The organism is Flavobacterium lipolyticum (assembly GCF_020905335.1).
GTDB classification, from domain to species: Bacteria; Bacteroidota; Bacteroidia; order Flavobacteriales; family Flavobacteriaceae; genus Flavobacterium; species Flavobacterium lipolyticum.
In genome coordinates this window covers 1-6,979 of record NZ_JAJJMN010000006.1, presented here as the reverse complement: position 1 = coordinate 6,979, position 6,979 = coordinate 1, and the positions used below count along the sequence as shown (strand labels likewise).

Genomic DNA, 6,979 nt, shown 5'->3' with positions numbered 1-6,979 from the left:
TGATAGCCTCGTATGGGTAACAAGTATAATAGATAGTGGTATCCTGAGTAGGGCGGGGCACGTGAAACCCTGTCTGAATTTGGCGGGACCATCCGCTAAGGCTAAATACTCCTGAGAGACCGATAGTGAACCAGTACCGTGAGGGAAAGGTGAAAAGAACCGTGAATAACGGAGTGAAATAGATCCTGAAACCATACGCTTACAAGCGGTCGGAGCCCTTTAGTGGGGTGACGGCGTGCCTTTTGCATAATGAGCCTACGAGTTAACGTTGCTGGCAAGGTTAAGTGATTAAGTCACGGATCCGTAGCGAAAGCGAGTCTGAATAGGGCGCTTTAGTCAGTAGTGTTAGACGCGAAACCGTGTGATCTACCCATGGGCAGGATGAAGCGCTGGTAACACAGTGTGGAGGTCCGAACCGGTTGACGTTGAAAAGTCTTCGGATGACCTGTGGGTAGGGGTGAAAGGCCAATCAAACTCGGAAATAGCTCGTACTCCCCGAAATGCATTTAGGTGCAGCGTTATTTTAGTTATATAGAGGTAGAGCTACTGATTGGATGCGGGGGCTTCACCGCCTACCAATTCCTGACAAACTCCGAATGCTATATAATGATTGATAACAGTGAGGGCTTGGGTGCTAAGGTCCAAGTCCGAGAGGGAAAGAACCCAGACCATCAGCTAAGGTCCCCAAATATATGCTAAGTTGAAAGAACGAGGTTTGTCTGCCCAGACAGCTAGGATGTTGGCTTGGAAGCAGCCATTCATTTAAAGAGTGCGTAACAGCTCACTAGTCGAGCGGACGAGCATGGATAATAATCGGGCATAAGCATATTACCGAAGCTATGGATTTTGTAGTAATACAAAGTGGTAGGGGAGCATTCTAACAGGGTTGAAGGTGTATCGTAAGGTATGCTGGACTGGTTAGAAAAGAAAATGTAGGCATAAGTAACGATAATGCGGGCGAGAAACCCGCACACCGAAAAACTAAGGTTTCCACAGCTATGCTAATCAGCTGTGGGTTAGTCTGGTCCTAAGGCGAACCCGAAAGGGACAGTCGATGGCCAACGGGTTAATATTCCCGTACTACTAATTACTGTGATGGGGTGACGGAGTGATGAAAGCGCCGCGAACTGACGGAATAGTTCGTTGAAGTACCTAGCTATATTCTCTATAGGCAAATCCGTAGAGAATGGTGAAATACGATAGTACTCGGAGTCTTCGGACAAAGAGATAGTGCGCCTAAGGGCTTCCAAGAAAAACCTCTAAACTTCAGGTAATTAGTACCAGTACCGTAAACCGACACAGGTAGTTGAGGAGAGAATCCTAAGGTGCTCGAGAGATTCATGGCTAAGGAATTAGGCAAAATAGACCCGTAACTTCGGGAGAAGGGTCGCCCCGAGTAATCGGGGCCGCAGTGAAGAGGTCCAGGCGACTGTTTATCAAAAACACAGGGCTCTGCAAAATCGTAAGATGAAGTATAGGGCCTGACACCTGCCCGGTGCTGGAAGGTTAAGAGGAGATGTTATCTTCGGAGAAGCATTGAATTGAAGCCCCAGTAAACGGCGGCCGTAACTATAACGGTCCTAAGGTAGCGAAATTCCTTGTCGGGTAAGTTCCGACCTGCACGAATGGTGTAACGATCTGGACACTGTCTCAGCCATGAGCTCGGTGAAATTGTAGTAACGGTGAAGATGCCGTTTACCCGCAGTGGGACGAAAAGACCCTGTGCACCTTTACTATAGCTTAGTATTGACCTTGGATAAATGATGTGTAGGATAGGTTGGAGACTGTGAAGTGGCGTCGCCAGGCGTTGTGGAGTCATTGTTGAAATACAACCCTTTGTTTATCTGAGGCCTAACTCTTCGATGAAGAGGACAGTGCTTGGTGGGTAGTTTGACTGGGGTGGTCGCCTCCAAAAGAGTAACGGAGGCTTCTAAAGGTTCCCTCAGTACGCTTGGTAACCGTGCGTAGAGTGCAATGGCATAAGGGAGCTTGACTGAGAGACATACAGGTCGATCAGGTACGAAAGTAGAGCATAGTGATCCGGTGGTTCCGCATGGAAGGGCCATCGCTCAAAGGATAAAAGGTACGCCGGGGATAACAGGCTGATCTCCCCCAAGAGCTCATATCGACGGGGGGGTTTGGCACCTCGATGTCGGCTCGTCACATCCTGGGGCTGGAGAAGGTCCCAAGGGTTGGGCTGTTCGCCCATTAAAGTGGCACGCGAGCTGGGTTCAGAACGTCGTGAGACAGTTCGGTCTCTATCTACTGTGGGCGTTAGAAATTTGAGTGGATCTGATTCTAGTACGAGAGGACCGAATTGGACAAACCTCTAGTGTATCTGTTGTCCCGCCAGGGGCACCGCAGAGTAGCTACGTTTGGAAGGGATAAGCGCTGAAAGCATATAAGCGCGAAACCCACCACAAGATGAGATTTCTTTTAAGGATCGTGGAAGATGACCACGTTGATAGGCTATAGATGTAAAGGCAGTAATGTCATAGTCGAGTAGTACTAATAATCCGTAAGCTTATGTACGCACTTTTCCTCCCGATGCAAATCGGGAGGAGAGAACTTTCTTAACAAAAAAACTTATTTGTTTCTTTATCTCAGTATGTTAAAATATTGTCCGCACGCGGAAAGTGACTAGTGAAGAGTGACTAGTAAAGAGTCTAAGGACTAATTACTAAGGGCTAATAACTAATTACTAATGACCTTAAGGTGGTTATTGCGGCGGGGCTCACCTCTTCCCATCCCGAACAGAGAAGTTAAGCCCGCCTGCGCAGATGGTACTGCAGTTATGTGGGAGAGTATGTCGTCGCCTTTCTTTTAAGAACCCTATCCAAATCGGATAGGGTTTTTTGTTTTATAACGTTTTTTAAATCCTTGCGTGCTTTGCGTAAATCGTCGCGCTCTTTGTGGTTGAAAATAGTACGCGGATGATACGGATTCGCCAGGCGAAAACGCGGATTGAAACGGATTTTTTATTGGATTCAAATTGCTTTTGCCCTTTCAGGGCGAAAATGACATTATTTTTATTTATTTCATGGCGCTTTGCACCATGCTCTTTGCTTTTGGGCTTTCAGCCCTTTTTTCTTGTGTGCTTTGCGTAAACCTTCGCGCTCTTTGCGGTTAAAAAAATAGCACATGGATGAAACGGATTGGCCAGGCGAAAACGAGGATCAAAACGGATTTTTTTTTTTTTTTTTTTTTTTTTTGATTTGTAGAGGTGAAAATTGCTTTTGCCCTTTCAAGGCGAAAATGACATTATTTTTATTTATTTCATAGTGCTTTGCACCATGCTCTTTGCTTTTGGGGCCTTCAGCCCTTTTTTCTTTGCGTAAACCTTCGCGGACTTTGCGGTTAAAAAATAATAGCACGCGGATGGTACGGGTTCGCCAGGTGAAAACGCGGATCAAAACGGATTTTTTTTGATTTGCAGAAATGAAAATTGCTTTTGCCTTTTCAGGGCGATAGTTGCTGCTTATTTTGGTTCATATGTAGTGCCTCGCATCATGCGCTCTGCTCTTTGGAAGGGTGGAATAAAACTTTTGAATTGCTCGAACTTCATTGGTTTGTAAATTCGAATCTCTGTAGCCTGCTTTTGTTTTTGTTAAATTGTTTCCTGATGGCAATAAGTTGAATTGTGAATGATAAATGTCTTCTAGGTGTAAATGAGTATCGGTTTAGTGTTTTCTCGGTTTTTTAGGTTGAATCTTTATTATGGTTGCTTTTTTTAAAGATCGAGATTGGAGTGGTTTTTAATTTGCTGTGTTTGTTTCGAGATGGTTTTAGTAGTTGTTTGGGGTGTAAAGCTGTTAGGGCAGGTGAGGTTGTCATTGTTTGTGGATTAAAATTTGGCAATAAATAATGAAATATGTTGAGAATGATGTAAAAAAGGAATAATGTTCAAGGGTAATATTGTGATAGATATGTATGAATGAAGAAAAATCCTATGATTCTAAAAGAAATAAGAAGGTGTAAAGGGTGTGTTATCAGACTGTTAAGAAGAATTTTTAAAAAAGATTAAAAATAAGTTTAGAAAAAGCTTGTGAAAGCGGATAAAGTGCCTACTTTTGCACCCGCAACAGCGATAAACGTTCACCGAAATACTGACAAGCAAACGAATTAAGACGAAAAGAAATTTTCAAAAAAAGATTCCAAAAAGCTTGCGAGATTCGAAAACGGGTATTACATTTGCACCCCGCAAAACATGGGAAGTTCATTGAAAGATTGGTTAGGAGGGAAGTTAAAAACGAAAAGAAATTTTCTAAAAAAAACTTCAAAAAACTCTTGCCGATTAGAAATAAGTTTTCTACTTTTGCACCCGCTTTGAGAGACAAGCGAAACAATAAAAAGAACACGTTCGTAGACATATTGAATTGACAGCCGTTTCGATGAAAATCGGAACAAAAGAATAAGAGTAATAGAATCGTAAGATTCGAAAAGAACCGATAGATATTCATCGCAATATAATATAAAAATATACGATGAAGAGTTTGATCCTGGCTCAGGATGAACGCTAGCGGCAGGCTTAACACATGCAAGTCGAGGGGTATATGTCTTCGGATATAGAGACCGGCGCACGGGTGCGTAACGCGTATGCAATCTACCTTTTACAGAGGGATAGCCCAGAGAAATTTGGATTAATACCTCATAGCATAGCAGTCTCGCATGAGATCACTATTAAAGTCACAACGGTAAAAGATGAGCATGCGTCCCATTAGCTAGTTGGTAAGGTAACGGCTTACCAAGGCTACGATGGGTAGGGGTCCTGAGAGGGAGATCCCCCACACTGGTACTGAGACACGGACCAGACTCCTACGGGAGGCAGCAGTGAGGAATATTGGACAATGGGCGCAAGCCTGATCCAGCCATGCCGCGTGCAGGATGACGGTCCTATGGATTGTAAACTGCTTTTGTACGAGAAGAAACACCCCGACGTGTCGGGACTTGACGGTATCGTAAGAATAAGGATCGGCTAACTCCGTGCCAGCAGCCGCGGTAATACGGAGGATCCAAGCGTTATCCGGAATCATTGGGTTTAAAGGGTCCGTAGGCGGTTTAGTAAGTCAGTGGTGAAAGCCCATCGCTCAACGGTGGAACGGCCATTGATACTGCTAAACTTGAATTATTAGGAAGTAACTAGAATATGTAGTGTAGCGGTGAAATGCTTAGAGATTACATGGAATACCAATTGCGAAGGCAGGTTACTACTAATGGATTGACGCTGATGGACGAAAGCGTGGGTAGCGAACAGGATTAGATACCCTGGTAGTCCACGCCGTAAACGATGGATACTAGCTGTTGGAAGCAATTTCAGTGGCTAAGCGAAAGTGATAAGTATCCCACCTGGGGAGTACGTTCGCAAGAATGAAACTCAAAGGAATTGACGGGGGCCCGCACAAGCGGTGGAGCATGTGGTTTAATTCGATGATACGCGAGGAACCTTACCAAGGCTTAAATGTAGTTTGACCGGTTTGGAAACAGATCTTTCGCAAGACAAATTACAAGGTGCTGCATGGTTGTCGTCAGCTCGTGCCGTGAGGTGTCAGGTTAAGTCCTATAACGAGCGCAACCCCTGTTGTTAGTTGCCAGCGAGTGAAGTCGGGAACTCTAACAAGACTGCCAGTGCAAACTGTGAGGAAGGTGGGGATGACGTCAAATCATCACGGCCCTTACGCCTTGGGCTACACACGTGCTACAATGGCCGGTACAGAGAGCAGCCACTGGGTGACCAGGAGCGAATCTATAAAACCGGTCACAGTTCGGATCGGAGTCTGCAACTCGACTCCGTGAAGCTGGAATCGCTAGTAATCGGATATCAGCCATGATCCGGTGAATACGTTCCCGGGCCTTGTACACACCGCCCGTCAAGCCATGGAAGCTGGGGGTGCCTGAAGTCGGTGACCGCAAGGAGCTGCCTAGGGTAAAACTGGTAACTAGGGCTAAGTCGTAACAAGGTAGCCGTACCGGAAGGTGCGGCTGGAACACCTCCTTTCTAGAGCCTTAATGTTAGCCTAGTGCACGTTAAGGAAAAAAGATGATTATTTATGGGTCTCTGAATTGGAGATTGTATTACTCTTGCTGTTAATTTAAAAAAATGAAAAGAATTAAGTAAAAACAGAGTCTCGTAGCTCAGCTGGTTAGAGTACTACACTGATAATGTAGGGGTCGGCAGTTCGAGTCTGCCCGGGACTACTTTTTAAAACAATTGACAATTGATAATTAACAATTGATAATTAATAACTAAAAAGACTGTAAGTTTAATTTAAAAGGAAATTTTAGAGGTTGAGTGACCGTTTTAAGTACTGTTAACTGAGAACTGTTAACTGACAACTAAAAAATGGGGGATTAGCTCAGCTGGCTAGAGCGCCTGCCTTGCACGCAGGAGGTCAACGGTTCGACTCCGTTATTCTCCACTAAGGGCTATAAGCTATAAGCTGTAGGCCGTAAGCTAAAAAGCTTAAAGCGTATTGCTTAAAGCCTAAAGCGAAACAAAGTTCATTGACATATTGAGATAAGAAAATAATAAGAAAGTAGAAAAAACACTTTTAGACGAAAGTCTTAAAGTTGAAAGTCGAAAGTCTTCGGGCTTTATGACTTTAGACTTTATAACTTTAGACTAAAAAAGTACAATAAGCAAAATAAGGGCGTATGGGGGATGCCTAGGCTCTCAGAGGCGAAGAAGGACGTGATAAGCTGCGAAAAGCTACGGGGACGAGCACACATCGATTGATCCGTAGATATCCGAATGGGGCAACCCACTATGTTGAAGACATAGTACACCGATAGGTGGGCAAACCCGCTGAACTGAAACATCTAAGTAGGCGGAGGAGAAGAAAACAAAAGTGATTCCGTAAGTAGTGGCGAGCGAACGCGGATTAGCCCAAACCAATGATGTTACGGCATTGTTGGGGTTGTAGGACCACGACATTTTATGTACAAGGAACCAGAATCGACTGGAAAGTCGAGCCATAGAGAG

1 protein-coding gene, 2 tRNA genes and 4 rRNA genes are annotated in these 6,979 nt (G+C 44.5%); 6 read left to right on the top strand and 1 reads right to left on the bottom strand.

Annotation, left to right across the window (positions count from 1 at the left end):
- Both LNQ34_RS23390 and rrf read left to right on the top strand, forming a co-directional pair.
- Nucleotides 1-2,532 (top strand): 23S ribosomal RNA (locus LNQ34_RS23390); the annotation flags it as partial.
- Between the two features lie 179 nt (nt 2,533-2,711).
- Nucleotides 2,712-2,821: ribosomal RNA gene (rrf, locus tag LNQ34_RS23385) — 5S ribosomal RNA — on the top strand.
- A 355-nt stretch (nt 2,822-3,176) separates the two neighbouring features.
- Here rrf and LNQ34_RS23380 read toward each other — a convergent pair.
- A complete protein-coding gene (locus tag LNQ34_RS23380; RefSeq protein WP_229998945.1) occupies nt 3,177-3,413 on the bottom strand; it encodes a hypothetical protein in 237 nt (78 codons plus the stop codon).
- A gap of 1,068 nt (nt 3,414-4,481) precedes the next feature.
- Here LNQ34_RS23380 and LNQ34_RS23375 point away from each other — a divergent pair.
- The 4 genes from LNQ34_RS23375 to LNQ34_RS23360 all read left to right on the top strand — a co-directional run.
- Nucleotides 4,482-5,995 (top strand): 16S ribosomal RNA (locus LNQ34_RS23375).
- Between the two features lie 126 nt (nt 5,996-6,121).
- Nucleotides 6,122-6,195: transfer RNA gene (locus tag LNQ34_RS23370), tRNA-Ile, on the top strand.
- 147 nt (nt 6,196-6,342) lie between these two features.
- Nucleotides 6,343-6,416 (top strand) — tRNA-Ala (locus tag LNQ34_RS23365).
- Between the two features lie 215 nt (nt 6,417-6,631).
- Nucleotides 6,632-6,979 (top strand): 23S ribosomal RNA (locus LNQ34_RS23360); the annotation flags it as partial.